Here is a 25,023-nt window from a genome sequence, read left to right on the forward strand (position 1 = left end):
ATTGTCTTATTTTTATGAAATTTTTAAGTTATGCGACTTAAGCCTAGAGATATTGAAATTAATCCTAATCTTCCTAAGTATCCTTTTGATAATGATCTGTTAGACCGCAAGGAAGAAATTGAAAACTTAACCCAGATTGTATGCAAAGTTGAAGACCCTTTTGTGTTAGCGATTGATGCTCCTTGGGGAACAGGAAAAACAACCTTTGTTAAGTTGTGGCACAACTATCTGGAAAATAAAAGTTTAAAAGTAATTTTTTTTAATGCCTGGGAAACAGACTTTGCTGAAGACCCTCTTATTGCTTTGATATCTAAACTAGATAAATGGGTACAATCTTTAGATGATGTATATCTCAAGCATGAAGTATGGCGTGATTTTAAACAAAAAATAGTACCTAAATTATTAAAACGATCTGCCATCGCGGGAGTGAAATTAGCTACTGCTGGTATTTTGGATATTGAAAAAGATTGTGAAAAAGTTTTGAGTGACTTATTTGGAGAAATTACGGGAGATTTAATAGATAAATTTAATGAAAAGTCTCAAGCAATTACGCAATTCAAAGATGTAATCAAAAAGGTGGTGGATAAGTTACCAGAGGAACAAAATAATCTAATTATTTTTGTTGATGAATTAGATCGTTGTCGCCCGACTTATGCCATTGAATTACTAGAAAGAATCAAGCATTTGTTCAGTACTGAGCGATTAATTTTTATCTTGTCAACAGATATGGAACAGCTTGCTCATAGCATTTGTGCTGTTTACGGAAATAATTTCAATTCTAAAAGATATTTGAATCGCTTTATTGACTTAGACTATTCTCTAAAAGAACCTGATTACAAAAAATATATTGAAAGTCAATTTACAAATTTGTTCATTGATGATTTTTATCAAAAAAGAAGAAATGGAGGTAATCAAAAGAAAGATTTAATTAATTTTACGCTATTTATGGCAAATACTTTTGATTTTAAGTTAAGAGACATTAATCTTTTGACGACAAGAGTAAAATTAGTATTGTCATCTACTCCTGATAGTACTTTTGTTCTCGCGCCAATTTTGATAACTCTCTTAACTTTAAGATACTACAATGAAAGACTCTACAGAGAGTATAAGCACAATCCTATACTCTTAGAACAAGTTATTGGTTTTATTTTTCGGGAATTAGAAAAATCGAGAAATAAATATATTGGATTCTCTGTTTTTATTCTGATTGATATAATTTCTTATTTGATTATTTTTGCTGATGACGCAGAAAAAGAACCAAAACTAATTACTCAATATGAATCATCCATTACATCTCATAGAAAAAACAATTCTAGTTATCCTAATTACCAACAAACTGCCGATACACAAGCGCTTTCTAATCGTATTAATGAAATAAGAGCAGAATTAAGATGGGGGAATAGCAGTGGTCGAAACTTTAGGAAGATAGTATTTGAACAAATCGAGCTATTACATCAATTTAATATTAATTGATTGTTTATTTTTAATAATTCAGTGACCAAAAATGCACAGCTTAGAATGGGTTGGAGACTCGTATTCCACTATAAAATCAATTTATATAATCTACTTTTTAAATGAGCAAATATGAAAAATTTTCAAGGAATTCTACAACAACAATTAGCTCATTTATAAACCATAAAAAGTGACCAATTACATTAAGTTCAAGAATTTAAGAATTTTCAAATAACCACTGAAACTGCCCTATTAAACATTGTCGAAAAACTTCGCAATGACCTAAAAATCGAGCTTTTACACTATGCTGAGTATTTAATGAATAAATCCTTAAATACACCTAAAAAGCCATTGGCAGGATCAATGAAAGGAACTTTTGTCTTGCCTCTGCCCTAAGACTTTGATGCTCCCTTAGAAGAATTTGATGAGTAGTGAACTCTCGATTAAGATTCAGCCCTGCCCTTTTATTTTGGCCAAAATTGTTGATGTTGTTAGCATTTTCCGTTTACGAGTTGAGTATTTCCTCAAACCATTCTTCCAGACGATCGCCATAGGCTGGTAGGGAATAACGGCGATCGGCCACTTGGCGGCAATGGCCACGGTCAATGGTGGCTATTTTTTCGACTGCGGCCACTAAACCTTGGACATCATCGGGGGTAACTAAAAAGCCCGTTTGCCCGGTTTCCACAATTTCTTTGGGGCCGCCCCGGTCATAGGAAATTACCGGCACCCCACAGGCAAGGGCCTCCAACGCCACTCGACCAAAAGCCTCCACCCATTTGTGGGTCATTAGTAGGGCTTGGCACTGACCCAAAGCCTGTTGGAATTCAGCAGTGGGCAAAAAGCCTTTATATTCCACCTGGGCTTGGGGATAATTTTGTTGGAGAGACTGCCAATATTGTTCATCTTGGAGATAACCAAAAACTTGCAAAGGCAGATTGGTTATTTGAGCCACCGCAAAGGCATCTTCTAAACCCTTTTCCGGGGAAATGCGACCGGCCCAAGCTAGAGTTTTGTCCGCTTTGGCTCTGAATTGGTACTGGTCTAAATCTATGCCACTGCTCAAAATCCGGAAAGAATCTGCCACTGAATAGGTTTCCGCCTGGGCGTGGGTGTGGGCTCCCAAAGTACCGGGACATAACTGGGCTACGCGGGCGATCGCCTGGTCCATGACGGCATTCCAGGAGCTAATGCAAACGTAGTGCAACACCGGCCGCTGTAAAAAGGGGGAGAGGTAAAAAGGTAGCCATTCGTAGCCAAAATCGACAATTAAGTCATAATTTTGCTCCACCTCCCTAACGTAGTCCCACATATGGGCCACCACTGCATCTTCCGGCATCAAGACTGGATCATGGTAGGTCGGCTCTGGAATTAACGGTTGCAATGCCCCGGTAATCTCTTGGATGGGCAAACCGGCGATCGCCGATCCAGTGGGGGCGACAATTTTAACTTCATGGCCACGGCTGACCATAGTGCGGGTGATGTTTTTTAAATTGAGAGCCACTCCCCCCAACCGTCCAGAGTTGAGGGAACTGACGGGACTAGAAACGAACAATAGGCGCATATTAATGTTCAATGTCCAAGGATTTAGGGAGCAACTCCCCTTATTCCTTTAGCTTTCCCCCTGCATAGCCCGAATTAATTCCTGCGCCACTTCGGGACGGGAGAATTCCGGCGGCGGCAATTGGCCATCCCGCAATAACGCCCTCACCTTAGTGCCGGAAAGATGGATACGATCTTCCGGGGCACTGGGGCTAGTTTTGGTGGTGGCCATTTGCAGGGTCTTTTTACAGTAGAAAGCGTGCTCGAACTTCATCGGCACAATGCCGAGGGCTTCCGGAGCAAACTCGTCAAAAATTTCCTGGGCATCGTAGGTGCCGTAATAGTCCCCCACCCCGGCATGGTCCCGACCAACGATGAAATGGGTACAACCGTAGTTTTTACGAATTAGGGCGTGGAAAATAGCTTCCCGGGGCCCGGCATAGCGCATGGCGGAGGGGTTAATACCCAGGATGACCCGCTCTTTGGGGAAATAATTTTCCAACATAATTTCATAGCAACGCATCCGCACATCGGCGGGAATGTCATCGCTTTTTGTTGCCCCCACGAGGGGATGGAGAAAGAGGCCATCCACCACTTCCAAAGCACATTTTTGAATATATTCATGGGCCCGATGGATGGGATTACGGGTTTGGAAGCCCACAATGGTTTTCCAGCCCCGCTCGGCAAATAACTGACGGGAAGCGGCGGGGTCAATTTGGTATTTGGGAAAGAGGGGATGGGGTTCCCGCTCCAGCAACCAGATAGGGCCAGCGAGGTTAACGGGGCCTTGGTCATAGACTACCTTTACCCCAGGATGGGCTTGGTCATCGGTGCGGTAAACGTTTTTGGCTTCGTGGGCTTTGTTGTAGTGGTATTTTTGGGTCAACTCCAACACACCGATAAACTTACCAGCGCTGTTGTCCAACCGCACCCAACTGCCTACTTCTAGAGGGGCGGCCACTTCCTCTGTAACCGATAAAGTCACCGGCACCGACCAAGGTAAACCATTGCTGAGTTTCATTTCTTCCACCACCAGCTCGTAGTCTTCCTGCTCCATAAAGCCCTTGAGGGGACTAAAACCGCCAATGGCAATCATAACCAAATCCGATGTGGCCCGTTCATCCAGTTGCACCCGGGGCAACTTATCGGCGATCGCCAAAAATTCCTGGCGTTCTGCTTCCGGGGCAAGGCGATTAATCAGTTGGCCGCCGTGGGGGGCAATGGCTGAGGGGGAGGTGGTCATGGTGGATTGGTAATGATTAGGGGAGGTTATCGGGAAAAATGTTAATTGGTTAAACCCCAGACTAGATTGCCATGGAGGGGCGACAAAACTCAACTCCATAAGAGCGATAGAGTTGATATTAGCTTGCATCGACTGCGGCGTACATTTTTAGTACTATCAGTATTGTTTTGTGACTAATCCTTTTTTAAATCTGACCTACGAACCTGCCTTAGAGTCCCTGGGCAACGATTTCTTCGATCCAGTGCCAGCGGCCACCTTTCCTGAACATAAACTAAGATTCCGCAACGATCGCCTGTTGCCCATGTTGGGTCTGGAACCGAGTCAGGTTAAGGATGATGATTTCGTTGAAGCTTTCGGTTTGTTCCATGGGGTAAGACCTTTTCTTGCTCTCCGCTACCACGGTTACCAGTTCGGGGAATATAACCCTAATTTGGGGGATGGGAGAGGTTTTCTCTACGGCCAGGTAAGGGGGATTAATGGAGAATTATTTGATTTTGGCACCAAAGGTTCGGGGCAGACTCCCTATTCCCGGGGGGGAGATGGACGTTTGACCCTCAAGGGGGGAGTGCGGGAGGTATTGGCCGCTGAAGCGTTACATCGTTTGGGGGTAAACACTTCCCGCTGTCTAAGTTTGGTGGAAACGGGGGATTCCCTCTGGCGGGGGGATGAACCTTCTCCCACTAGGGCTTCGGTGATGATCCGCTTTAGTCGTTCCCATATTCGCTTTGGTACTTTTGAGCGGCTCCATTACCATCATCAGACGGAACAAATTGCACAACTACTGGATCACGTAATCGCAACTTACTATCCAGAGGTTTCTGGCTCCAGCTCCGATGGGTCAGCCCATATCGTTTTTTTCCGAGCTTTAGTGGAAAGGGTGGCTAAACTGGCAGCCCAATGGATGGCAGCGGGATTTTGCCATGGCGTTTTGAACACGGACAATATGTCCATTACCGGGGAGAGCTTTGATTATGGCCCCTATGGCTTTATTCCCACCTACGATTTGAACTTCATTGCCGCCTATTTTGACTACGGTGGTCGTTATCGTTTTGGTAATCAACCCGCCATCTGTCGTTGGAATTTAGAACGCCTACAGGCGGCCCTAAGTTCAGTCATTCCCAGTAAAGCAATGACTGAAGTGTTAGCAGACTACGAAAATATTTATCTGCGCCATTACATTGATTTAATGACCCGGCGTCTGGGTTTTTCCTCCAACCTAGGCGATCGCCTAGACCCAGAATTACCGGAGAAATTAGTGGGTCAAACCCTCCAATGCCTAGCCGAAAGTCAATGGAGCTACCCAGACTTTTTTGCTTACCTACGTCGGTATTTCAGCCCCAGTTGGCGGGAGAATGCTGATTTGATTTTGGAAAATGTAGATTTACTCGGGGCAGATTGGTCCGCCTGGAGAGCAATTTATCAACGGGCATTAAAGCAACTCCCACCGGAATCCCTGGCGGAAGTACCCATCGTTCTTGAGCAGGCTAATCCCCTCACCGACCTACTCCGGCCCCGTATTGAAACCATCTGGGAGGCGATCGCCGAAGAGCACGATTGGCAACCATTTAACGAGTTGGTACAGAAACTGCAAACAGGAAATTAGTTTTCCCAATGGCAGAAATTTGCAGGATCACAACCTGGGACGGTTTGCCCCAAGGGACTGAAGCCCGATTTGGGTAAACCTTCAGAGTATGATGGGATGACGTTGTGACCATCCAGGAGCAAAAAATGTTTGGATTAGGTTGGCCAGAAATTCTGCTGATTTTAGGGGTAGTAATCATCATTTTTGGCCCTAAAAGAATCCCAGAACTGGGGGGAGCATTGGGTAAAACCCTACGGGGCTTTAAGGAAGAGTTACAAACCCAAGATGTGGATAGCACCGAGGTAGTGGACGTGGAACTAGGGGAGGGCGATCCTACGGCCAAGAAAAAATAATGAACTTTCTTTTTCTGCACCAAAATTTTCCTGGGCAATTTAAACATCTAGCCCCCGCTTTAGTAGCCCAAGGGCATCAGGTGGTGGCCATGGTCATGCAAAAAAACGTCCCCCAACAGTGGCAAGGGGTGAAGTTGATCAACTACTTTCCGGGCCGGGGCAGTACCCCCAACATTCATCCTTGGCTGGTGGATTTTGAAACGAAAACTATCCGGGCAGAATCGGTTTTCCATCAAGCCCGACAATTAAAACAAGAGGGTTTCAACCCCGACGTTATCATTTCTAACCCCGGTTGGGGGGAAAGTTTATTCGTCAAAGATGTGTGGCCCGAAACAAAATTGGGCATTTACTGCGAATTTTTCTACCATGCATCCGGCTACGACACCAGCTTTGACCCGGAATTTGCCAGCGTTGACGAAACAGAAGTTTGTCGCATTCGTTGGAAAAATCTTAACCATTATCTCCATTTTGACATTGCCGATGGCGGCTTGGCCCCCACCCAATGGCAAGCGGATTCCTTTCCCGAACCTTTTCGCTCCAAATTAACGGTTATCCACGATGGCATTGACACCAATGTTTTGCGCCCTAACGCCGATGCCAGCCTTACTTTTAACAATCAAATCACCCTCAACCGCAGTGACGAGATCATTACCTTCGTCAATCGCAACCTGGAGCCTTACCGGGGCTACCACAGTTTTATGCGCTCCCTGCCGGAAATTTTGGCTAACCGACCCCAGGCTAAGGTGCTAATTGTTGGGGGTAATGGGGTGAGTTATGGAGCCAAGCCCCCAGGCGATCGTTCCTGGCGGGATATTTTCCTCGACGAGGTTAAACCAAAACTAACGCCGGAGCAGTTAAATCGTCTCTATTTTCTCGGCACCATCCCCTATAGCTATTTCATCAATCTTCTGCAAATTTCCACTGTCCACGTTTATCTCAGCTATCCCTTTGTGTTGTCCTGGAGTTTACTAGAATCCATGGCCTGTGGCTGTGCGATCGCCGCCAGTAACACAGCTCCGGTGCGGGAAGTAATCGCCGATGGAGAAACGGGCCGGCTGGTGGACTTCTTTGACTATTCAGCCATTGCTAAAACCGTTTGTGAACTATTGGCCAATGCAGAGGAAAGGCAACGGTTGGGAAGGAATGCCCGCAATTTAATTGAGGCGAAGTACGACCTGAAAACGATCTGCTTACCCCAACAATTACAGTGGCTAGCAGACCTATAGTTGATTTAATTGAGAGTAAGACACTGACCGGCGCTAAAAGCGTCATTGGTAAAGACCCTAGTCGTCTCAATCTTACTTTGATTGACTATAGTTAATCCCAAGGGTTAGAGAGAACTCAAAAGAACTGAGTAATCCCACAGAAAAACCCCACCAATGTTGAGCAAAGGTGGGGCAGTTTTTACTTGTTTTAAAACAAAAAAAATGCGGATGGCGAGACTCGAACTCGCAAGGCAAAGCCACACGCCCCTCAAACGTGCGCGTATACCAATTCCGCCACATCCGCGTTAGTTCTAATAATATCACGGCAGTTCCCCCAGTTAAATACCCTCCAAGGGCAAATTTTTCTACCCAGCTTCAGTTTTAAGTCAGGTAATAATTGGTCACCATAGCGAAAAGAAAAACCGATAGCCCCACCAAGATTAGTAAATAGCTCAGGGGGCGCAATCTCAGGGTCACTAACCAAAGGCCGATGGTCTGTAAGTTGAAAATGCTCCCCAGTAATAGGAAACCAACCATAGATCCCCGCCACAGTTGGTCCGCCAAAGGTGTTAACAAGTCAGGATCACTAAAATTTCCCAGGGGCAAAATCAATGACCAACCCATCATCAGTATTGTTTGCCGCACCGGCCCCAGCCCAGCCCATTGCAGTAACCACTCCTGGGGTAAGAAAAGGGTAATGCCACAGGCGATCGCCGTACCGATAACTAAAACGCCGCCAAATTCCTGAAATTCCTCAATGATGTTACGGCCAAAAAGATATAACTTCTGAGGCCAAGAAAAATCCGCCACCGGGTTAACCCCACTGGCAAAAACCAATCCCCCCTGCCTTGGAGAAGTATCCATCGAAGACTCGAGCACAATTAAAGCTCCCGATCGCAATAGAGGGATATTCACCAGTGCCGTTTCCTCCTCCTCTGTCTGTTGACGGGCCAAACGGTAAGGACTAAACACCAAACCCATCACAATGGCCATTAACCAAGTAAAGGAAATACAGAGGAAAATCAAACCATACTGGGATTGGGGAGAAGACAAAATCCTGACAATGGCAAAAAAATTTAAAGTCGGCGCTGCCACCAAAAAACTGATGACCAGAGGAATGGGAGCTCCCTGCAACAATAACCTCCTCACCAAAGGCACACTGCCCACAGCCCCGAGGGGAAGCAACACGCCCAAGGCACTTCCCACCAAACTACTAAGCAGACGATTACGGGGAAAATTAGCCACCCATTTCTGCTCATCCGTCCAGATCAAAAAGGTACTGGAAATAATAATCCCCAGCAAAAGCCAGGGCAGAGACAGCAGGAGGGCACTGCCCAGCAAATTAAAAAAAAGATTAAATGAAGCCAAATTAGTCATCCGGGGGCAAAGGAAAAATCAAATTAACGCTCCCCTTGTTCCACTCCCCCATCGTGGGTCCCGTCGCCAGAGTCAACTTTCGTCAGCACCTCGAACATTGGCTCATGGATGGCAATCATTAAAGGGTCATCGTCCATTGCTACGATCGCCGGATCCAAATTGGCCTGATTCAGAGAAGGGTCCAAGGGTTTCCCCACAATACTAGAGTAGGCGGCCACCACCACAGCGGCGGCGGTCAGACTGCCCCAAAACCAAATTCCCCGCCAACGATTTTCCTGTTCTAGCTTGGCAAATACCTTTTGAGCTAATAGGTCAGCATCAATGGTCGGCGGCACCGGCACCAGGGGTAAGGCCTTTTGCAAACGAATCAAGCCTAGATAGGTCTGCTTAAACTCCGGATCATTATCGATCCAGCTTTGCACCAATTTTCTCTCCTGGGGAGTCACTTCCCCATCAATATAGGCACTCAAAAGCTCAAATCTCTCATCGAACCCAAAGTCCTCTTGCCCATCTTCAGCTTTATCCCAAAACTGCCGTGGGTAATCAAAGTCAAATTTTGAATTCATAGTAAACCTCTTCGGGGGAATCTCCACCGATAAGCAATAGTGAATTAGCTTTTTGTTAACTAACTTTGGCTGACTCACTCCTCACAAAGTTGGACACTCCCTGAACCCAAGGGTGATGGGACTAACACCAATAATCAAGACCATTACTGGTAGGGGAAAAATCAGGATTCAATGTTTGGGGTAGGCTCAGGAAACTAAATAGGGCTGTAGAAAAGTCTGTAGTTTTGCCCGGGCCCGAGCAATGCGGGATTTAACCGTTCCCAAGGAAACCCCGGTAATTTCAGCAATTTCTTCATAGGCCAAACCGTCAATCTCCCGCAGGATAATGGTGGTGCGGAAAGCTTCAGGTAAGTCCTTAATAGCCGAACGCAAACGCTCATAAAATTCAGCAGTGGATAAAGTTTCATCGGGGCTGGGATAGTCCGACTCAATGTCCCAATCAATTTCGCCGTCATCCATGCGCCGGGGAGCATCGAGGGAGATGGGATGGCTAACCCGTTTGCGCTTGCGTAACTCATCATAAAAAAGGTTAGTGGCAATGCGACTGAGCCAACCTTTGAATTTGACCGGCTCGTTTAGGCGGTGGATATTACGATAAACCCGAATCCAAACTTCCTGGGCTAGGTCGGCCCGGTCTTGCCAGTCGGGGGCTAGGTGATAGAGGATCTTATCCACATGGGACTGGTAGCGCCGGAGCAACTCATTAAACGCAGTGCTATCGGGGCGGGTCTTTTGCTGACAAAGTAGAATTAAGTCAACATTAGTCAACGATTCCGGGGAAAGGGCGCTTAATTTGCCTCCATCTCCTTCGATCGCCCAGTTGGCATTGATGGCTTGATTCATGGATTTACCCAACACGGCTGACTCCTCACATAGGCTAGTTGACGTAAGGATACCGTAAGAGTTTCTAGAATGACAGGCTTTTGCCAAAAAATTTAAAGGTTTTGTAAAGTTAGACCAATTTTCTTCCCGTTCAAGGTTTTCCAGTCAAATATTCGCAAAAAAATAACACCCAGTATCAAGGGTGTTAGTGATGCTATGGCAAAGAAATCTTTTATTCGATCGCGACGGGCCATGATTCTAGAGAAAATCAGCCCAGCGGCTAAAGAAGTAGCCCCAAATAAAGGTGGCAGTACCGATCGCCAGGAGAGTATTAGTGAAAAAGCGGCCTAATTCAGGACTGTTGCCCAACTGTTTATCTTCTTGCCCGGCAGTAAAGAACAAAGACCAGGCTTGGTTGCCGTTGATGGGGGCAAACTCGTTAAAATCTCTGCGGAAGACAACGGGGGCGAACAAATCTTTATTTTGATAAATATCGGTATCGGCGTTCATAGTTTTACCTCTTACTTTTTTTCACTTTTAGTGGGGGAAGGAGAGTCCTTCGGCGATCAGGGGGTTCCTGTAGGCGAGTCTGGCGTTGGCAAATCGCCTATGAAACTTAATCGGAAAATTGCAAAAAATTACAGGGACAGTAACCAACCCACAATGCCGTGGCCAGTAACCACTTCCATTGCCAGGAGGGAAATAAAGCCGATCATGGCAAAACGACCATTCATTTTCTCTGCATACTCAGTCCAGCCAGCCTGAACACTGCTGTCAACGTACACAGGGGGTTCAATGGCGAAGTTGTTGAGACGGTTGTCTTGATCCAGGCGAAATCCGCGGCTAGTCATAATTGTTTTCCCTATAGATTAGGAGATTGGTGTTTTGGTTTTGTAACCTTATGTAAATAAATGTAACGTATTGTTAAGATTTTTGTCAAGGTGATTGACCAAGAAGCTTTCTTGTGGATGGGCTTATCCCTTATTCCGTCTAAGTTTGGGCTTTTTATCTAAATTCTGAGAGGAGACATATTTTTAGCTACATTTACGTAACCTCAGCAATGTCCAGTCGGCAGCACCGGAGCTGATCCAGCAGAGAGAGGAGCAGCCCTTTGGAGGATGTTCTTTTTCTCTGGTTGGCTTCCTTTCCCCAGCATTTTTGCTATAAACTGACCAGAAGTGCGTCCCATTTCGTGTGCCAGGAGTCCGTCATAGTAATGCAGGCGACCCAACCGCTGCAAACCGTTTCCCAAGCTGTCCCAAAGCAATTTTTACAGGCGGACGGCGGCTTTAATCCCAACGTGGCCATGTTCGGGATAGCCATTCTCTTAATGCTCGTTAACATTTTTGGTTACTGGCAATGGGGACTCCCCCACTGGCTCTGTTTTAGTTGTTCGGTCTTGGCATTGCACCTTTCGGGCACAGTAATCCACGACGCTTCTCACAATGCTGCCCACCGTAACACTGTCGTTAATTCAGTACTGGGCCACGGTAGTGCCTTAATGTTAGGCTTTGCCTTCCCAGTGTTTACCCGGGTACATCTGCAACACCATGCCAACGTCAATGACCCGGAGAATGACCCAGACCATTTTGTTTCTACCGGTGGTCCCCTGTTTCTGATTGCGGCCCGGTTTTTCTACCACGAGATCTTTTTCTTTAAACGGCAACTATGGCGCAAATACGAGTTGCTGGAGTGGTTTCTAAGTCGTCTGGTGCTATTTACCATTGTTTTTCTCGGTATTCATTACGGCTTCATTGGCTTTGTCATGAACTACTGGTTCGTGCCAGCCTTGATTGTTGGTATTGCCCTGGGGCTGTTTTTTGATTACCTGCCCCATCGACCTTTCCAAGAGCGCAACCGCTGGAAAAATGCCAGAGTTTATCCCAGCCCCATTTTAAACTGGCTCATTTTCGGGCAAAACTATCACCTCATCCACCACCTTTGGCCTTCTATCCCCTGGTACCATTATCAGAACACCTACCGCATCACCAAGCCCATTTTGGATGAGAAGGGTTGTGAGCAGTCCCTAGGATTGCTGGAAGGGAAAAATTTCTGGAGTTTCCTATACGACGTTTTCCTTGGCATTCGTTTTCATGGCCATCAAAAGTCCCCATCCTCCGATAAATTCAGCTAGGCTGTTTGGCTTCTAAGGCCAATATTTCGGGAGAAAACCGGGTTATTAACTGCCAGCCAAGATAGGCCACTAGCCCCAGCATGTAGGAGACGAGGGAAAACCAAAGCAAATTGTTGCTCTGTTGCCAAATGGCTAGGCCCAGACAGGGTAGATAAATGAGTAGGAAAGAAAATAACACTGCGTTCCGCAGGGGTTGGGAAGCTTTGAGCCCAATAAAATAGCCTTCCAGCATAAAAGCTAGGGCGGTGGTTTCCAACAGGGGCAATAGCCAGATGGTGTATTGACGAACACTGTCGTTAATTTCTGCGTGGTTGGTTAAAATTCCGAATAGGGTTTCCGGAAAAATGATCGCCACGGCGGCAAATCCTAGGGCCATTACTAAGGTGGTACCAATGGCGGTGAGTAAAACCGGCAATAGTAGTTGATATTCCCCTTTACTTTTGAAATTACCAGTCAGGGTTTGGTTGGTCATGCCTACCCCCTGGATGGTGAATTGACTGAGTAGGGCAATTTGCAGGAGTAAACCGTTTTGGGCCAAGACTTCCGTGCCAAAACTTGAGCTGATATTGGTGAATAAAGAATAGGTGGTGATCAACACCACAAAGCGGATCAAAATATTTCCTTTCAGGGCAATGGTGGCCCGCAACGCTCCCCAATCCGACAATTTGGCGATCGCCGCTTTAAACTCTCCCTTCTCTTTTTCCCCTTGGGCTAGGACCACAATGGAGATCAAACCTATGGCCAGAGCTAAATACTGACTACTGGCAGTGGCCCAACCGGCCCCCGCACTAGCCCACCCCCAACGGTTAATCATCAAATAGTCCAGACCAACGTTGGAAAAATTAGCCACCAGGGAAATGAGCAAAACTAAACCATTGCGTTCTTGTCCCAATAGCCAGCCCAAGATGACAAAATTGAGCAGCACCGCCGGAGCCCCCCAAATCCGGCCGTAAAAATAATCCATTCCCGATTGTTCTACCCCTGGAGCGCCGGTTAACAGGGCAAAACCGAATTTCTGCAAGGGATATTGCAGGGCTAAAATGCCCAAACCCAACAATAGGGCTACCAAAGCACTCCTTAATCCCGCCACCCATATCTCCGCCTGGTCTTCTTCCCCCACTGCCTGGGCTGTGAGGGCTGTGGTGCTGGTGCGCAAGAATTTTAGGACCCGGTAGAGGTAATCAAACAAAATCGAGCCGAGGATCACCCCTGCTAAATAATCAATGTCTTCTAGATGGCCCAAAAAAGCTGTGTCCACTAACCCAGCTAAGGGCACCATCATATTGGAAAGAACAGCAATAGTGGCTAGGCGAAAAAAGCGGGGTAAGAATTGATACTGGCTAGGCAGGGCAAGATTCATAAAGACTTCTAAACTGGTCAGCGGCCAAGCAAAAATGCGGTCAAAATTCACGGGGCAGATTAGACTGCTCTTCTCACATTTTGCAACAGGCAAACCGTAACAACCTTTACCAGTGGCATGGATAGGACAAGAATCTTCTACCCCATAGTCCGGTGTTTACCCTTCTTTGATCAACAAAGCCACGCTGTAGGCGGCAATACCTTCCTCCCTTCCCGTGGGGCCCAAACGCTCGTTGGTAGTAGCTTTAATGCCAATTAAATCCGGATCAATGGTCAAAACTTTAGCTAAATTTTCCTTCATGGCCTGGATGTGGGGTTTAAGTTTGGGTTGTTCTGCCACAATCACATTATCCAGATTATTGATTCGCCAACCCCGTTCAACAATAAGTTGATTGACCTGGGCCAAAAGTTTGAGGCTATCGGCCCCCTGCCACTGGGCGTCGCTGGGAGGGAAGTAGTGGCCAATGTCCCCCAAACTCAATGCCCCTAGGAGAGCATCCATTAAAGCGTGGGTCAGCACGTCGGCATCGCTGTGGCCATCCAGTCCTAAATGGTGAGCAATGGTCACTCCCCCCAAAATCAAGGGGCGATCGCCTACGAGGCGGTGGATATCGTAGCCGTTGCCGATGCGTAGAGCAGTCATAGAAATTTAGTGAGTTTAAATAATCTAAATAAATTGGGCAAGTAGAGAATAATTAGCTTACTAAGGGTTACTTGAATAACCCCCAAAAAACCCGGTTGATCCGTTAAATCTTTACCAGAGTTTAGGCTCAAAATCAGGTGGAGTCTCTGCCAACTCAAAAACTTCATCGTGGATGCTGGCCACATATAAACCCTCCCGTAACGCCTGTTGCTTTAAGTCATCTGACCAATCCACCGCCGCCAGAATGCCATACAACTTTTTATCTTTGTGTTCAGGAAAGAAAGTACGAAATTTCTGGAGCAAATTTTTTAGTTGGGTAATGGACTCTTCCCTGGGATGGCTTTTTACTTCCACCACGTAAGCAGTATTAATGTCACTGTTGGCATAGGCTAGAACGTCAATTTCTAGGTGTTGCCCTCCTTTGCTGGCTCTGACACTAGGACTAATAATTTCCATGCCAAAACGGTCCTGCAGAATCCGCTCCATGGAAGGCAGGGCTAAGCCTTCGGTAAAACTACCAAATTTTTTCCCTAACCCACCAATTTGTTTCCCCAGTTCTTTGATTTGACGATCAGTTTGTTGCATACGGCGATCAGTTTCTTTTTGGGACTTAATTAACTCCCCCAGTAGGGCCCAAACTTCGTCGGCAGTGGTGGCCATTATGTTCTTCCTTTACTCTCAGTAATAGTTAACTGATCAAAATGTTGTGAATATTGGTATTGGGTAAACTAAGTTAACTGAATGCCAGGATTTGCTCGTCCAGGTCAAAATCTCCTTTTTCTTCCCCCTTACCGGACGGCAGATAATCCAGTTGAAAGCTATTTTTTAAGCCTTCTACTAAATCATAATTGGGATGCCAATCTAAATGGTCTTGGGCTTTTTGAATATCGGCAAAAAAGTGTTGTTGACGCAGGGGAAAAGCCTTGCGTTTACCAAAGTCAAAATCCTTGGGGTCATAGTGGACTAATTTAACGTCCTGGGGATCAAGGCTCGCCGCACTGGCACAGGCTTGAGCTAGACCATCCATGGTGACGTATCGATCGCCGGAGATGTTATAAATCTGCCCGATCGCCGCCGGAGTAACGATGGTTTTGGCCATGGCGATCGCCAAATCTTCCACATGGCCTAGTTGGGTAATATATTGGCCATTGCCAGGGATGGGAATGGCCCGACCCCGCACTAAACGGTCAAAAAACCAGGATTCGAGGGCGTTGTAATTGTGGGGACCGTAAATATAGGTGGGGCGGATAGCAGTCCAAGGAATACCACTCTGGGCTAAATAGCGTTCTGTTTCAAATTTTCCTTTATGGCGGCTCTGGGGATCCACCGCATCGGTCTCCCGGTGGGGCATTTGGGGCGATGCTTGGTAAATTCCAGCGGAGCTCATATAGACGAATTGTTGCACCCGACCATTGTACAAATCCACCAGGGGCTGGGTGTCGCTCAACTCCCGGCCATTGTTGTCAAAAATTACATCAAATTCTTCTGTTTCTAGCTTGGAACGCAACTGTTCAGAGACCCGGCGATCGCCATGGATTTGGGCCACGCCATTGACCGGGTCAGGGCGATTTCCCCGATTGAATAGGACCACTTCATGACCTTGGGCCACCAGCACCCGGCAGAGATGGATACCGATAAAACGGGTTCCCCCCATAATTAAAATCCGCATGGTCGACTGTCTCCCTCTGGTCAAATGGCAACTGTCCCATTATCCCCCAGGCTGTCCCTCCCTGGAATTGACCAGTTTTATTCAACCTGACCAAAATCATTGGGATACAAGCCTTGCCCTTCAGAGCTACTTTCATTAGGGCGATAACAGCAGCAAAACCACGAAATCTAATGAAGTGAATTCTTTATTACCCAAAGCTTGTCTATAAGAGCAAATGCCTTAGATGAAGTTTGACAGAGCAAGCTGGGATTTTGCGAATAGACTCTAGGCTGCTAACTGAGCATCCTTTGCTCCATAAATTACCTGTTGGTAGTAGTCCACCAATTGTTTTGTGGCCGCTGGCCAGCCCCAACGTTCCGCTTCCTGGCGAGCGTTTTGCCGTAAAATCTCCCGATCACCATGGGTGGACATTAGCCTCTGGGTTGCTTGCACTACCCCTCCTTCCACGCTGGGGTCAAACAGATAACCATTTTCTCCGTCGGTGACGATGTCCAAAATGCCTCCGGAAGCCGCCGCCACCACTGGACAGCCCCCCGCCATTGCTTCCAACAACACTAAGCCAAGGGTTTCAGTACGGGAAGGGAAAATAAAAGCATCGGCCGAAGCAAACGCCGCCGCCAATTCTAACCCTTGCATGTAGCCGGCAAAATAGGTGTTAGTTCCGGCAAAATGGGCTTCTAAATTTTTTCGGTTGGGCCCATCTCCTACGATCGCCAGTCGGGCCTGGGGAATAGCTTCGAGTACGGGCTTAATTTCATCAATTTGCTTTTCCGCCGAAACCCGACCAACATATAGAAATAGAGGATCATCGGGGTGACCTTGGGACAATTTTTGCCGCATTTGGGTTGATTTCAGGTGGGGCTGAAACAGTTCCGTATCCACCCCCCGTTGCCAGAGATCCACCCGTTCAATGCCGTGGCTTACCAACTCCTCCACCATGGCCGAGGAAGTGCAAAGATTTAGTTCCGCTTGATTATGGGCCAGCTTTAACAGTTCCCATAGCACCCCTTCTAAAGCACCTAGGCCGTAATGTTGCAGATATTGGGGTAAATGGGTGTGGTAGGAAGCCACCAGGGGAATATGGAGATTTTTGGCATAATAAATGCCCCCTAACCCTAATACGGCCGGATTGATTACATGGATTAAATCCGGTTGAAATTTCAGCAAAGCCTGTTTAATTTGGGGCGAAGGAAAGGCTAACTTCAGTTCTGGATATAGGGGTAGAGGGATCCCTTTCACCCCATGGATTTTCGCCCCTTTATATTCCTTCAGCCCTCCCTCCGGACAAAAGATCAACACCTGATGCCCTTGCCGTTGCAGATTTTCCACTGTGTGCTTGAGACGGGTAACAATTCCATCAATTTTGGGCAAAAAGGTTTCCGTAAACAGGGCAACACGCATGGTTAAATCGGGGGTAGATCTAGAAAATTGGCTGGGGATATCTGGAATTTGCTTTGGCGATCGCCCTTAACAACAAAACTTTACAATCCGGCAATGGGCCAACCTAGAATACTATATCGGCAAAGCTTCCCCTTGCTCCCGCCAATAAAAAGCTAAATTGCTCAAACCATATTTTTTCTGGCGAATTAACTCCAACCCTGCAATCCTTTCCGGTGGTTGCCAATGGCGTTGGTCATATTCCACTGCCATTTCCCCCGACTCGTCTAACAATCCCAGCTCTCCCACCAGGTCCAAAACCGGGTCGTACAGCCCACTGCCATAGGGAGGGTCAAAGTAAATCCGGTCGAAGTTTTGACCTTGCAGATCTGGCAAAAGCGTCAAAACATTACCCTGTAAAACTGCCCATTTTTGCTCTATTTGAGCTATTTTCTGCCAATTTTCCCTGATAATGGCGCAAACTTTCGGTGACTGCTCGATCGCCACTACTTTTTCGGCTCCCCGACAGAGGGCCTCTGCTCCAAGGGTGCCATTCCCAGCACAAAGATCTAACCAGTGGCAACCCCGAATTTCCCCCCGCCAGATATTAAATAGAGCCATGCGAACCTTGCCCGTGGTGGGTCGAGTTTGTTGCCCAGGCAGGGTTTTCAAGAGACGATTACCGTAAATACGCATAGCAGCCAGAAAATTAGAACTAACTGTTTACTGCCATTCCAATGCCGCCGCCACTGTGGGAAAGTGGTGCATAAAAATGGCCCGGGCGGCCAGGGCAATTTCCCGGTGTTCCTTTTGGGTTGCTTGGTCGCACCGGACGCTGAAGTAGTGGATCCAACTGCGGACAGAGCCTTTCATGTATAGACGGGTGACAGTGTTGAGGGGCAAAAGAGAACGGGCGCATTCTTTGGCAATGCCTTTGGCCAACGCTTCTTCGTAAAGTTGATAACTTTTTTCCCACACCTCCGCTTGGGCCTGGTTAAACCAGTGTTTAGTGTCTTGATCAAAATCATCGAGGGAATTTTGACGGTTTTTCACATCCTGTCTACGGGCTTCGTACTGCTCATATTCTGTAGCACACGAGTACCTTAAACTGAACTCCTGAAAGCAGAATGACCTATGACGTAAAATCTGGGGGGCGATCGCCCGGGTGGTGGTAATTTCCAGGGTCATATCCACCATTTCAAAGATGCTCCAGTGGCCTTCCCGGATGCAAAACTGCAACAGCTTAGTGTAGTTTGGATTCTCCTGATTGGGGCTGGAAACCCTGGCACAATAGGCAATTAAACCTTCTGGGGAAAGGATCTCCCCATCAATGATAATTTCGGGTTTGGTGAGGGAAATGAAACGAACATCCATAGCTAAAAAATAGGTTACTGGTGGAGGAGGTTTGCCGCCGAATATGGGCTAATACAAGGTAAAAATTGGGACTGGGGGGAGTATCTGCCCAGGAATCTAAAACTGCCCCCATAAAAAAATTCCCCAGCGATGACCAACGGGGGACAACTAGGGGATATCAGCTTAGTTTTGGTCAAATGAATTTTCTTGAGCAACCGGGCACAATGCCAAGCCCCAAAGGCGATCGCCAGTTTATTTAAAACCAACCGCCGCTTGCCAAACAAAGGCCAGGGCTAAGAAGAATAGGGGAATAATCGGCAGTACATCCACCAGGGGATCAAAAATCTGATAGGCTTCCGGTAACTTAGCGAGCAAATAAATTGTTTCCATTATTTGAGTTTCCTGACTGACGAAGAATAAAATCTTAATTTACGGTAAATCTTATCACGATGGCCCGTTTCCCCATTAGCCGTTTTAACTAAATTCCCGAAGCGGCAATTGCCCGACACAAATGCCCTTCCTCCGGGCTGTAAAGGCTTTGCATTCTCTGGGCTAAACAATGGGTGAGCTTTTGGGAGCTAGCTTTGATGGTGCTGGGATCATAGTCCTTCGCGGCAATGCCCCGGCCAAAATTAATTTCTACCGTAGTTCCCTTATGGGGGTAAGGATCACCATAGGCGATCGTCACCGGAATCACCTGAACCGGATTGCTGGGGTCCTGTTTACAAACTTCCATGGCAATGCGACCAATGCCCCGCTTGAGGGGATGGACCATTTGTTGATCCCGAAAAATTCCTCCTTCAGGGAAAATAACCAACATCTCCCCTGCCTGGAGCAACTGCACGCTGTAGCTCAAACTACTGATTTCTGGTCTTTTCACGTCGACGGGAAAGCCCCCCAAATGACGAATAAACCAGCCTTGTAAACCCTGCACCTCCGTTACTGCCACCATAAAACGCAGATCTCTCCCGGTAACACCCCGGCCTGCGGCCAAAGAAAGCAAAATTGCATCCCAACGGGAACGGTGGGTGGGAGCAAGAATGACTGGGCCACTGCGGGGCAAGTTTTCCTGACCATGGATATTAATAGAGCCAAAATACCAATGTAAAAACTTGGTACCCAAGGGATAAATTAATTTGATCAGCCAAGGAGAAACCCGGGAAGGGCCAATCACAGAGGGATCGATCGCCAGGGGAGAATGGGTCATGGTTACGAAAAAACAGTATGGGGTTGGTCTCTGTTTTTAACCTAAATCAACCATTCCAGTTTGAGGCCGGGCCATAGGACAGTTAAACAACAGTTGGAGGAGGAGATCACCTCGGTTATGTTGGGCACTGGACCTTTCAGCTACAGTGGTTACTGTGGGAAATATGCGCCCATTTTTCCTTTGCCCATTGCCAAAAATAACCATGATTAGTTTGGATCAAGTCAAACACAAAATTCAAGCCGCCTTGCCTGATGCTGAAGTAATGGTCAATGACCTGGGGGGAGGAGATCACCTAGAAGCAGTGGTAGTATCCTCAGCTTTTGCCGGCCAGTCCCGGGTTAAACAACACCAAATGGTCTATGGTGCCCTCAATGATGCTTTGGCTTCGGAAGCGATCCATGCCCTGGCCTTGAAAACTTTTACCCCTGAAGCTTGGGCCACAGTCCGACAGACTGCCTAAACCCAGCTATTGTTGTGGATTGATAGAATCCCCCTCAGTTCAGTCCATTCAGTCCATCGGGTTTTTTCCCCTGTTTGCCAATCGTCAAACTCCATGGAGTGTTTTGGCTTTGGGGCCGAGTGGGGAAACTTAAACAACATAAAAGTTGCTAAACTAGCAAAATTCTCAACCTGTCCTTGGAGAGGAGTCCAAAATGAATCCAGAAACAAAAGCAAGAATCGATCAATTGGTCAGCCAGAATAAAGTGATGGTTTTTATGAAGGGCACTAAACTGATGCCCCAATGTGGTTTTTCCAACAATGTGGTGCAAATTCTCAATATGTTGGGAATCCCATTTGAAACCCTAGATGTGTTGGCAGACCCGGAAATTCGCCAAGGTATCAAAGAATACTCTAATTGGCCTACCATTCCTCAGGTTTATGTTAACGGCGAGTTTGTGGGGGGCTCTGACATCTTGATCGAACTGTATCAAAATGGCGAGTTGCAAGAAATGTTAGAGGTGGCTTTAGCGTCCTAGGCCACAGAACTTTGAATCGTGCAATCATGCCGGTGATCGCCGGGGGAGTAAGGCTCCACCAATGGGGTTCTTCCCCCGACCAGCCAAAAAGATTGCAGAGCGGTGGGATATAATCGTACAGGCTTTGGCTGGGGCATAGTTTAGCCCTCAGCGATTGTCCCGCTTGTTTAAGCCTAAACTCTAACTATTGTTTAATTACTTAGAAATCAATTCCCATGGCACAAGGTAAAGGTTTCGGATTCGGCCTCGGTAAAATTAAGGAATTACAGGAAGCTTTCCAAAAAGCCCAACAAGTTCAAGAAGGGGCGAAAGTGCTCCAGGAAGAACTAGAAAGAATGGAAATTGCCGGCAAAAGTGCCGATGGGTTAGTGACAGTGTTAATGAGCGGCAACCAAGAACCCCTGAGCATTCAAATTGACCCCAGCGCCCTGGAAAAAGGAGCCGACGGTTTATCCGCCTCCATCACCGAAGCCATGAAAGCGGCCTATGCCGAGTCCACGGAAACCATGCGCTCTAAAATGGAAGAGTTAACCAGCGGTTTGAACCTGCCCGGTATGTAATCGGTTCGCCGCATTTGCCCCCAATCGGAGAGGGATCTGTGACTCGTATTCTGAAACTCTCGCAACTCAGCCCCCAAGAATTAAACCAACTCAAGCGTCGCTCGGAACAAAACATTGACCAGGCATTGGCGATCGCCAAAGACGTAATTGAGAAGGTAAAAACGGAGGGAGATGCGGGGGTTTTGCATTACAGCCGCCAGTTTGACTTTGCCGGAGCCACTGCGGAAAACTTACGGGTAAGCGAAGCGGAATTTGCTGAAGCAGAAAAGTTGGTAGATCCGCAACTACGCCGGGCGGTGGAACACGCTTTCCGCAACATCGAAAAAGTCCACGCCGGACAAATGCCTCCCCCCATGCACCTGGCGGAGATTGAACCGGGGGTATTTGCGGGGGAAAAAATTACTCCCTTGCCCACCGTTGGTTTGTATGTACCGAGAGGGAAGGGGGCTTTCCCTTCCATGATGCTGATGTTGGCGGTGCCAGCCCGGGTGGCGGGGGTGAAAAAAATTGTGGTCTGCACTCCCCCGGATAAGGAAGGAAAGGTAGAGCCGGTTTCCCTGGTCACAGCCCGCATGGCCGGAGTAAATGAGGTTTACAAACTGGGTGGTGTTCAGGCCCTAGCGGCGATCGCCTACGGTACTAAAACCGTTTCTAAAGTCGATAAATTAATTGGCCCCTGTAGCATCTACGGCGCGGCGGCAAAAAGATTATTGTCCGGCATTGTGGATGTGGGTTTACCGGCCGGGCCCAGTGAATCCATTGTACTGGCCGATGAAACCACTGATCCCCGACTAGCGGCCTTGGATTTGTTAATTGAGGCGGAACACGGCTCCGACTCAGCGGCATTGTTAGTCACCCACAGTCAAAGCTTTGCTGAAAAAGCGTTGGGGTATTTAGGGGAATATCTGGAAAAACTTCCCCCCTGGCGCCAAAAGTTTTGTCAAGAAGGCCTAAGCTCCTATGGCGGTATTTTACTCACCGATAGCCTGGAAGCTTCCCTGGATTTTATTAACGACTATGCCCCGGAACATTTGCAAGTATTAACCGCTGACCCCCTGAAATTAGTGGGTAAAATTGACAATGCGGGGGAGATTCTTTTGGGCAATTACACCCCTTCTTCAGCGGCCACCTATGCCATTGGCGTTAACGCCGTTCTACCCACCGGCGGCTTTGCTCGCTCCTATTCAGCGGTGTCGGTGTTCGATTTCCTCAAACGTTCCACCCTAGCTTATCTAACGGCGGAAGGGTTTGCCGGAATAAAGCAAACGGCCGCCATCCTAGCAGATTACGAAGATTTTCCTGCCCATGCCCTGGCTATCCGGGAACGGGAAAAATTACTCTAGCTATAATCGTTTCTAGTAAGACTTAGGCAGTCAAATTCACCGAAAAGCTTGTCAATAAAGACTTAAGCAGTCCCGAAATTATTTGAAATGACTATAGGTCCATCACTTCAGCTTAATTTCCCCGGTCTACTGGTTATTGCGCCCTGCTTCCTGATTATGATTACTTCAGCTAAAGCGTGGAGTCATGCAATAGGGACAATCAAGCCATTCCTGTTGTAGCTCTGCGGAGCAAACCCGGCAGGATAGGGCGCTCTTACGCTTGGCCCGCATTTCCGACTCCAGCCCGGTGTCGGTGAAGGTGACCCGTTCCACCTCTTCCAGGGTAGTATAGCCCTCTTGTACTAAATTAAGACTGTAAGCTAGGAGGGTGATCATACCTTCCTCCACAGCACAATCTTTGATGCGATCGGTGGTGGCTCCTTGGTTAATTAACTCGGCAATGCGCTCGGAATTACGCATTACTTCATAGACTCCCACCCGGCCTTTGTAGCCGGTGCCACTGCATTTTTGACACAAATTGCCCTTTTGCCGAGCCAGATGGATTTCGTCAGGGCTGAGGGTATTGGCTTTGTAGAATGTAACCACGTCATCGGCGGAGGAGGATAAACCAAAACGGGATAATTCTTCCTTGCTAGGATGGTAAGCAATGCGACATTCAGTGCAAACTTTCCGCATCAGCCTTTGGGCCAGTACCCCCAGTAATGACCCTGATACCATAAACGGTTCCACCCCCATTTCATCTAAGCGGGCGATCGCCCCGGCGGCATCATTGGTGTGGAGGGTAGTTAAAACTAAGTGACCAGTTAGGGCTGCCTCAATGGCCGTTTTAGCCGTTTCCTTATCCCTGGTTTCCCCCACCAGAATCACATCGGGATCCTGACGCATAAAAGCCCGCAGAATATTGGAAAAATCCATCCCTTTTTCCCGAATCACCTGCACCTGAGTAATACCGGGCAGAGCATACTCAATGGGGTCTTCCGCTGTGTTGATATTCACCTCGGGACTATTGCGCTCCGCCAAGACTGAGTAGAGGGTGGTGGATTTCCCCGACCCCGTAGGTCCCGTCACCAACATCAAACCATAGGGCCGGCCAGCCAATTCCCGTACTGTTTGTAACGTTTCAGGGTTAGTAATCAAGAAATCCAAGCCCAACTGGGTGGCGGTATTATCCAAAATCCGCAAACAAACCTTTTCCCCATAGCGGCTAGGCAAAGTGTTTACCCGAAAATCCACCTTTCTGCCTTGGTAAATACGGCGAATTTTGCCATCCTGGGGAGACCGTCTCTCGGCAATGTCCATATCCGCCATAATTTTAAATCGGGCCACCACCGCCGGGGTAATTTTCCGAGGCAGGGGATCAAAAGCTTGATTCAAAACTCCATCCTTGCGGAAACGGATTCTTAGGGTTTCCTCCTGGGGTTCAACGTGAATGTCGGACGTCCCTTCCTGGAGAGCCTTGGCCAAAATCTTGTTGACCAGGTTAATCACCGGGGCTTGATTGGCATCATTGGAGTCCAGAGCACTATCTGTATCGTCCTTGACTTCCCCCAGATTCATGTCGATGGAACCGACAATGTCCGTCAGGTCATTGAGTTTATCTAAGGCTTTTTCCTGGTCTTGCTTTTCCTGGGCCGCTTCCCACTCTTCCCGAATGGCATAGTACTGGTCTAGAAGTTGGTTAAAATCATCCTGGGTAACCACCAAACGTCTCAACTCAAAGCCCTTGACCCGCAAAATTCGGTTCAGCTCGTCCTGGGCAGCCAAGTTATCGGGGTCCACCATGGCCACCAACACGCTGGGAGGTTCTCCGTCCTGTTGGGCTAGGGGCAAAAACTTAAACCGCCGGCAAGTATCCAGAGGGAAGAATTTACCAATTAACTCCGCCATCTCCCTTGTGGCGATCGGAGCTACTTCTGGATCAACGCTATCTACCCCGTAGAGCACTTTGAGCTCAAACAACTGATTCTTTTTGTACTGCCGCAGTAGTTCTGGGGATAATTCTCGGCCAGTTACTGCTTTGATCTCCTCCGGTAAGGATCGTCCAGTTTTTTTGACCTGCACTAGGGCCTGTCGTAACTGTTCCGGTTCCACATGGCCCCCCGCCACCAGTTTGTTACCAAAGGGGGAAAAATAATTCCGTAGGGCAACGGCACGGCTTTTCTTGGAAGAGGAAGAAGATGTCATAAGCAGGACCTACCCAGATTCGTATGATGTAAACTATTCCCTAGCCAATGGTAACCATCGGTGATTATTAACAAT

28 protein-coding genes and 1 tRNA gene are annotated in these 25,023 nt (G+C 47.5%); 10 read left to right on the forward strand and 19 right to left on the reverse strand.

Features of this window, described 5'->3' with window-relative positions:
* Nucleotides 1-30: 30 nt before the first annotated feature.
* Both D082_RS05475 and D082_RS17630 read left to right on the forward strand, forming a co-directional pair.
* Nucleotides 31-1,473 carry a P-loop NTPase fold protein gene (locus tag D082_RS05475; protein WP_051738689.1) on the forward strand — a complete coding sequence of 481 codons (1,443 nt, stop codon included), beginning with the start codon at nt 31-33 and terminating at the stop codon, nt 1,471-1,473.
* A 237-nt stretch (nt 1,474-1,710) separates the two neighbouring features.
* Nucleotides 1,711-1,848 (forward strand): DUF2281 domain-containing protein, encoded by a 138-nt coding sequence (locus D082_RS17630; RefSeq protein ID WP_255356948.1) that lies wholly within the window; start codon nt 1,711-1,713, stop codon nt 1,846-1,848.
* Between the two features lie 109 nt (nt 1,849-1,957).
* Here the strand turns inward: D082_RS17630 and D082_RS05480 are convergent, their stop codons facing one another.
* Nucleotides 1,958-3,028: a glycosyltransferase gene (locus tag D082_RS05480; protein ID WP_238546857.1), complete on the reverse strand. Its 1,071-nt coding sequence runs from the start codon at nt 3,026-3,028 to the stop codon at nt 1,958-1,960.
* 36 nt (nt 3,029-3,064) lie between these two features.
* Entirely contained in the window at nt 3,065-4,237 is a 1,173-nt protein-coding gene (gene sat / locus D082_RS05485; protein WP_028948714.1) for a sulfate adenylyltransferase, read from the reverse strand.
* Nucleotides 4,238-4,406: 169 nt separating this feature from the next.
* On the opposite strand from sat, the gene D082_RS05490 reads away from it, so the two are divergent.
* The 3 genes from D082_RS05490 to D082_RS05500 all read left to right on the forward strand — a co-directional run bounded on the left by D082_RS05490 (nt 4,407) and on the right by D082_RS05500 (nt 7,398).
* Nucleotides 4,407-5,840 (forward strand): YdiU family protein, encoded by a 1,434-nt coding sequence (locus tag D082_RS05490; protein WP_028948715.1) that lies wholly within the window; start codon nt 4,407-4,409, stop codon nt 5,838-5,840.
* 125 nt (nt 5,841-5,965) lie between these two features.
* Entirely contained in the window at nt 5,966-6,172 is a 207-nt protein-coding gene (locus D082_RS05495) for a twin-arginine translocase TatA/TatE family subunit (protein ID WP_038531364.1), read from the forward strand.
* Complete coding sequence (locus tag D082_RS05500) at nt 6,172-7,398, forward strand: glycosyltransferase family 4 protein (RefSeq protein ID WP_028948717.1); 1,227 nt, start codon at nt 6,172-6,174, stop codon at nt 7,396-7,398. The genes D082_RS05495 and D082_RS05500 overlap by 1 nt, the downstream gene beginning before the upstream one ends.
* Nucleotides 7,399-7,600: 202 nt before the next feature.
* Here D082_RS05500 and D082_RS05505 read toward each other — a convergent pair.
* The 6 genes from D082_RS05505 to D082_RS05530 form a co-directional block, all read right to left on the reverse strand.
* Nucleotides 7,601-7,681: transfer RNA gene (locus D082_RS05505), tRNA-Leu, on the reverse strand.
* A 77-nt stretch (nt 7,682-7,758) separates the two neighbouring features.
* The gene (locus tag D082_RS05510; protein ID WP_028948718.1) at nt 7,759-8,754 is read right to left on the reverse strand and encodes a permease; all 996 of its coding nucleotides are present in this window, start codon (nt 8,752-8,754) and stop codon (nt 7,759-7,761) included.
* A gap of 23 nt (nt 8,755-8,777) precedes the next feature.
* Entirely contained in the window at nt 8,778-9,320 is a 543-nt protein-coding gene (locus D082_RS05515; protein WP_238546858.1) for an anti-sigma factor, read from the reverse strand.
* Nucleotides 9,321-9,506: 186 nt separating this feature from the next.
* On the reverse strand, nt 9,507-10,178 hold the full coding sequence (locus tag D082_RS05520; protein WP_202963101.1) for a sigma-70 family RNA polymerase sigma factor: 672 nt from the start codon (nt 10,176-10,178) through the stop codon (nt 9,507-9,509).
* A 222-nt stretch (nt 10,179-10,400) separates the two neighbouring features.
* Nucleotides 10,401-10,652 (reverse strand): hypothetical protein, encoded by a 252-nt coding sequence (locus tag D082_RS05525; protein ID WP_028948720.1) that lies wholly within the window; start codon nt 10,650-10,652, stop codon nt 10,401-10,403.
* Between the two features lie 128 nt (nt 10,653-10,780).
* Complete coding sequence (locus D082_RS05530) at nt 10,781-10,993, reverse strand: chlorophyll a/b-binding protein (protein WP_028948721.1); 213 nt, start codon at nt 10,991-10,993, stop codon at nt 10,781-10,783.
* Nucleotides 10,994-11,334: 341 nt separating this feature from the next.
* On the opposite strand from D082_RS05530, the gene crtR reads away from it, so the two are divergent.
* The gene (gene crtR / locus D082_RS05535) at nt 11,335-12,276 is read left to right on the forward strand and encodes a beta-carotene hydroxylase (protein WP_202963108.1); all 942 of its coding nucleotides are present in this window, start codon (nt 11,335-11,337) and stop codon (nt 12,274-12,276) included.
* Here crtR and gntT read toward each other — a convergent pair.
* From gntT to D082_RS05585, 9 genes are all read right to left on the reverse strand, one after another.
* A complete protein-coding gene (gene gntT / locus D082_RS05540) occupies nt 12,269-13,636 on the reverse strand; it encodes a guanitoxin biosynthesis MATE family efflux transporter GntT (protein ID WP_051738918.1) in 1,368 nt (455 codons plus the stop codon). The genes crtR and gntT overlap by 8 nt on opposite strands.
* A 156-nt stretch (nt 13,637-13,792) precedes the next feature.
* Nucleotides 13,793-14,278, reverse strand: coding sequence for a 2-C-methyl-D-erythritol 2,4-cyclodiphosphate synthase (ispF, locus tag D082_RS05545; protein WP_028948724.1), 486 nt, complete (start codon nt 14,276-14,278; stop codon nt 13,793-13,795).
* Between the two features lie 111 nt (nt 14,279-14,389).
* A complete protein-coding gene (locus tag D082_RS05550; RefSeq protein WP_028948725.1) occupies nt 14,390-14,938 on the reverse strand; it encodes a DUF3782 domain-containing protein in 549 nt (182 codons plus the stop codon).
* A 73-nt stretch (nt 14,939-15,011) separates the two neighbouring features.
* Nucleotides 15,012-15,947, reverse strand: a complete 936-nt coding sequence (locus tag D082_RS05555; protein ID WP_028948726.1) for an NAD-dependent epimerase/dehydratase family protein — start codon at nt 15,945-15,947, stop codon at nt 15,012-15,014.
* Between the two features lie 264 nt (nt 15,948-16,211).
* Nucleotides 16,212-17,348 (reverse strand): glycosyltransferase, encoded by a 1,137-nt coding sequence (locus tag D082_RS05560; protein WP_028948727.1) that lies wholly within the window; start codon nt 17,346-17,348, stop codon nt 16,212-16,214.
* Nucleotides 17,349-17,459: 111 nt separating this feature from the next.
* Nucleotides 17,460-18,020, reverse strand: a complete 561-nt coding sequence (gene rsmD, locus D082_RS05565; RefSeq protein WP_028948728.1) for a 16S rRNA (guanine(966)-N(2))-methyltransferase RsmD — start codon at nt 18,018-18,020, stop codon at nt 17,460-17,462.
* A 27-nt stretch (nt 18,021-18,047) separates the two neighbouring features.
* Nucleotides 18,048-18,698: an FAD-dependent thymidylate synthase gene (gene thyX / locus D082_RS05570; RefSeq protein WP_028948729.1), complete on the reverse strand. Its 651-nt coding sequence runs from the start codon at nt 18,696-18,698 to the stop codon at nt 18,048-18,050.
* Nucleotides 18,699-18,929: 231 nt separating this feature from the next.
* Complete coding sequence (locus D082_RS05580; RefSeq protein ID WP_028948731.1) at nt 18,930-19,067, reverse strand: photosystem II reaction center protein K; 138 nt, start codon at nt 19,065-19,067, stop codon at nt 18,930-18,932.
* A gap of 88 nt (nt 19,068-19,155) precedes the next feature.
* Entirely contained in the window at nt 19,156-19,884 is a 729-nt protein-coding gene (locus D082_RS05585; protein WP_028948732.1) for a 1-acyl-sn-glycerol-3-phosphate acyltransferase, read from the reverse strand.
* Between the two features lie 202 nt (nt 19,885-20,086).
* Between D082_RS05585 and D082_RS05590 the strand changes: the two genes are divergently transcribed.
* Together D082_RS05590 and grxD are read left to right on the forward strand one after the other, a co-directional pair.
* Nucleotides 20,087-20,344, forward strand: coding sequence for a BolA family protein (locus D082_RS05590; RefSeq protein ID WP_028948733.1), 258 nt, complete (start codon nt 20,087-20,089; stop codon nt 20,342-20,344).
* A gap of 193 nt (nt 20,345-20,537) precedes the next feature.
* Nucleotides 20,538-20,861, forward strand: a complete 324-nt coding sequence (grxD, locus tag D082_RS05595; RefSeq protein ID WP_028948734.1) for a Grx4 family monothiol glutaredoxin — start codon at nt 20,538-20,540, stop codon at nt 20,859-20,861.
* On the opposite strand, the gene D082_RS18515 is transcribed toward grxD, so the two are convergent.
* Nucleotides 20,858-20,998, reverse strand: a complete 141-nt coding sequence (locus D082_RS18515; protein WP_158506493.1) for a hypothetical protein — start codon at nt 20,996-20,998, stop codon at nt 20,858-20,860. The genes grxD and D082_RS18515 overlap by 4 nt on opposite strands.
* A 78-nt stretch (nt 20,999-21,076) precedes the next feature.
* Here D082_RS18515 and D082_RS05600 point away from each other — a divergent pair, with 78 nt between their 5' ends.
* Nucleotides 21,077-21,421 carry a YbaB/EbfC family nucleoid-associated protein gene (locus D082_RS05600; RefSeq protein WP_028948735.1) on the forward strand — a complete coding sequence of 115 codons (345 nt, stop codon included), beginning with the start codon at nt 21,077-21,079 and terminating at the stop codon, nt 21,419-21,421.
* A 38-nt stretch (nt 21,422-21,459) separates the two neighbouring features.
* A complete protein-coding gene (gene hisD, locus D082_RS05605; RefSeq protein ID WP_028948736.1) occupies nt 21,460-22,764 on the forward strand; it encodes a histidinol dehydrogenase in 1,305 nt (434 codons plus the stop codon).
* A 165-nt stretch (nt 22,765-22,929) separates the two neighbouring features.
* Here the strand turns inward: hisD and D082_RS05610 are convergent, their stop codons facing one another.
* The gene (locus D082_RS05610) at nt 22,930-24,948 is read right to left on the reverse strand and encodes a GspE/PulE family protein (RefSeq protein WP_028948737.1); all 2,019 of its coding nucleotides are present in this window, start codon (nt 24,946-24,948) and stop codon (nt 22,930-22,932) included.
* Between the last annotated feature and the right edge of the window lie 75 nt (nt 24,949-25,023).

Origin of the sequence: Synechocystis sp. PCC 6714, assembly GCF_000478825.2 — a bacterium.
GTDB lineage: Bacteria > Cyanobacteriota > Cyanobacteriia > Cyanobacteriales > Microcystaceae > Synechocystis.

Coding starts and splice junctions, on each gene's coding strand:
- rsmD (WP_028948728.1), bottom strand. CDS start 18,020: ATGCGTATTTACGGTAATCGTCTCTTGAAAACCCTGCCTGGGCAACAA.
- D082_RS05475 (WP_051738689.1), top strand. CDS start 31: ATGCGACTTAAGCCTAGAGATATTGAAATTAATCCTAATCTTCCTAAG.
- D082_RS05590 (WP_028948733.1), top strand. CDS start 20,087: ATGATTAGTTTGGATCAAGTCAAACACAAAATTCAAGCCGCCTTGCCT.
- D082_RS05560 (WP_028948727.1), bottom strand. CDS start 17,348: ATGCGTGTTGCCCTGTTTACGGAAACCTTTTTGCCCAAAATTGATGGA.
- sat (WP_028948714.1), bottom strand. CDS start 4,237: ATGACCACCTCCCCCTCAGCCATTGCCCCCCACGGCGGCCAACTGATT.
- gntT (WP_051738918.1), bottom strand. CDS start 13,636: ATGAATCTTGCCCTGCCTAGCCAGTATCAATTCTTACCCCGCTTTTTT.
- D082_RS05530 (WP_028948721.1), bottom strand. CDS start 10,993: ATGACTAGCCGCGGATTTCGCCTGGATCAAGACAACCGTCTCAACAAC.
- D082_RS05610 (WP_028948737.1), bottom strand. CDS start 24,948: ATGACATCTTCTTCCTCTTCCAAGAAAAGCCGTGCCGTTGCCCTACGG.
- D082_RS05525 (WP_028948720.1), bottom strand. CDS start 10,652: ATGAACGCCGATACCGATATTTATCAAAATAAAGATTTGTTCGCCCCC.
- D082_RS05550 (WP_028948725.1), bottom strand. CDS start 14,938: ATGGCCACCACTGCCGACGAAGTTTGGGCCCTACTGGGGGAGTTAATT.
- D082_RS05515 (WP_238546858.1), bottom strand. CDS start 9,320: ATGAATTCAAAATTTGACTTTGATTACCCACGGCAGTTTTGGGATAAA.
- thyX (WP_028948729.1), bottom strand. CDS start 18,698: ATGGATGTTCGTTTCATTTCCCTCACCAAACCCGAAATTATCATTGAT.
- D082_RS05500 (WP_028948717.1), top strand. CDS start 6,172: ATGAACTTTCTTTTTCTGCACCAAAATTTTCCTGGGCAATTTAAACAT.
- D082_RS05600 (WP_028948735.1), top strand. CDS start 21,077: ATGGCACAAGGTAAAGGTTTCGGATTCGGCCTCGGTAAAATTAAGGAA.
- D082_RS18515 (WP_158506493.1), bottom strand. CDS start 20,998: ATGCCCCAGCCAAAGCCTGTACGATTATATCCCACCGCTCTGCAATCT.
- D082_RS05510 (WP_028948718.1), bottom strand. CDS start 8,754: ATGACTAATTTGGCTTCATTTAATCTTTTTTTTAATTTGCTGGGCAGT.
- D082_RS05585 (WP_028948732.1), bottom strand. CDS start 19,884: ATGACCCATTCTCCCCTGGCGATCGATCCCTCTGTGATTGGCCCTTCC.
- grxD (WP_028948734.1), top strand. CDS start 20,538: ATGAATCCAGAAACAAAAGCAAGAATCGATCAATTGGTCAGCCAGAAT.
- D082_RS05580 (WP_028948731.1), bottom strand. CDS start 19,067: ATGGAAACAATTTATTTGCTCGCTAAGTTACCGGAAGCCTATCAGATT.
- D082_RS05495 (WP_038531364.1), top strand. CDS start 5,966: ATGTTTGGATTAGGTTGGCCAGAAATTCTGCTGATTTTAGGGGTAGTA.
- D082_RS05555 (WP_028948726.1), bottom strand. CDS start 15,947: ATGCGGATTTTAATTATGGGGGGAACCCGTTTTATCGGTATCCATCTC.
- ispF (WP_028948724.1), bottom strand. CDS start 14,278: ATGACTGCTCTACGCATCGGCAACGGCTACGATATCCACCGCCTCGTA.